This is a genomic window from Streptomyces yokosukanensis, assembly GCF_001514035.1.
In the GTDB taxonomy this organism is placed as follows: Bacteria; Actinomycetota; Actinomycetes; order Streptomycetales; family Streptomycetaceae; genus Streptomyces; species Streptomyces yokosukanensis.
Window position 1 is genome coordinate 1 of the sequence record NZ_KQ948263.1, and the last position, 1,901, is coordinate 1,901.

A 1,901-nucleotide genomic window follows, 5' to 3' on the forward strand; every position below is an offset into this window, starting at 1 on the left:
CCTGGGCCGCTAGCCGGTGTCGAAAGCCGTACCCACGCGTGGCCCCCAGGCCGTTAAGACCTGCACTGGCTGAGCGTTCCCGGCGAGAACTTCGCTCGCAGGCACTTGTACGAGCCCTACTGTAGGCCCGCATTTTCGGTGTCCCTTTCTCGTTGACAGTGGCCTTCTTCTGGCCCAAGGGACAGGACAGTGAGACGAACTCCTGTCTGATCGTTCGCCCGTAGTAGTGCTGATCCCGGTCTTGATCTATGCAGCGGCGTTATCCGTCGTGATCGTGGAGATGGCCCAGCTGGCCGAGACCGGGAGTTTCGCCCCCGTTCTTGCTGCTCGGGGGCACTTCGTCGGGGACTGACGCGGTTGGCGCGTTGCCCGTCACGGCTATCGCTTCGGGTCGTTGGTGCTCGCGTGGGGTTGTCGTTCGGCCAGGGGCATCGTGACTGCGCTCCAGCAGGTGGTGCGTTCGGGAAGCCCGGCCGTGTGAGGAGCGTTCTGTAGGGGGATGCGGTGGTGTTGGCCGGTGAGCCGGTGTTGCGCATTCGGGATGTATGCAAGAGCTACCGGCACCGTCCTGTCCTGCGGGGTGTGTCGCTGGATCTCCGTGCGGGCCAGTTGGTGGGCCTTGTCGGCGAGAACGGGGCCGGCAAGAGCACCCTGCTGCGCATTCTGGTCGGGGATCTCGCCGCGGACAGCGGCGTGGTGGAGCGGGTGGGAGTGCTGGGCAGCTGCCCGCAGGACGCGGTGCTCCACCAAGCCTTCTCCGTTGACCAGCATCTGAGGTTCTTCCAGGCCGCTTACGGCCTGGACAGCCTGGACAGAGCCTTCGAGCTGCTGGAGCAGTTGCATTTCAGCAACTACCGGAGGGTGCGGGTGGAGGCACTCAGCGGCGGCACGCGCCAGAAGCTCAACCTGGTCCTCGCTTTGATGCACGATCCCCAGGTGCTGCTCCTGGATGAGCCGTATCAGGGCTTCGACTGGGAGACCTATCTGCGGTTCTGGGACCTGGCGGCGGCCTTGCGGGACCGGGGCTGCGCGGTGCTGGTGGTCTCGCACCTCGCCTACGACGCCTCCCGTCTGGACACCCTGTACCGCCTTCAGGCGGGAGTGTTGCAGGAGACGCAGCAGACTGGATCGGAGGTGGTGTCGGTATGACGCGGTGGTGGTCCTGCTTCTGTACGGCCTTGCGGTTCACGCTGATCGAGCAGGCCCGTAACAGGTTGGCGTTGCTGATTGTGGTCCTGTTCGTCCCGCTGTGGACCACGCTGGCGTTCACGGTGGTGGCTCGTACGGCCTTGCGGTTCCGGATCCAGTCGGTCGGCCGTACGGTGGTCATGGACGGCAACATCCTGGTCCAGATCAACGGCGCACTGCAGGCCCTGTCGCTGGTCATCGCGTTCATGATGTTCGTCGCCACCGCCCGCTCCGCGTTGTTCGACCAGCGACTGGTGCGGGCCGGCTATCCCCGCTCGTGCCTCGCGCTCGCGAAGTGCGCCGCGCTCCTTGTGGTCGCGGTTCTGGTCGCCGCCTACACCACCGCGTGGATGCGTCTGTTCTGGCGCCCTGAGCAGCCCCTGGTGCTCGCTGCGGGGATGTTCACCGGTGCTCTGATCTACGGCGGCATCGGCATCGTGCTGGCGGCTGTGCTGCGCAGCGAGTTGGCCGGCATGTTCCTTGCCATCATGATCAGTTCCATCGATCTGGTTCTGCAGAATCCCTTGATCAACCCGGATGCGGACAGTCCCGTGGTGCGCTTCCTGCCGGCTTACGGGGCGGTGCAGACCTCGGTGGCCGCCGGCGGTCTGCAGGTGGTGCCGATCAGCTGCCTGCTGCTGGGTGCGGGTTGGGGGGTAGGCACGGCGGCGGTGGGAATGGCCGCCTTCGCCGCCCGTACCCGCGCCCACCGC

At 66.0% G+C, this 1,901-nt stretch carries 1 protein-coding gene and 1 pseudogene; both read left to right on the plus strand.

What is annotated here, in order from left to right; translation table 11 throughout:
• The first annotated feature begins 507 nt into the window (after positions 1-507).
• A complete protein-coding gene (locus tag AQI95_RS43860; RefSeq protein ID WP_067137075.1) occupies positions 508-1,149 on the plus strand; it encodes an ABC transporter ATP-binding protein in 642 nt (213 codons plus the stop codon).
• Between the two features lie 29 nt (positions 1,150-1,178).
• A pseudogene (locus AQI95_RS43865) lies at positions 1,179-1,901 on the plus strand (biosynthetic transferase); the annotation flags it as partial.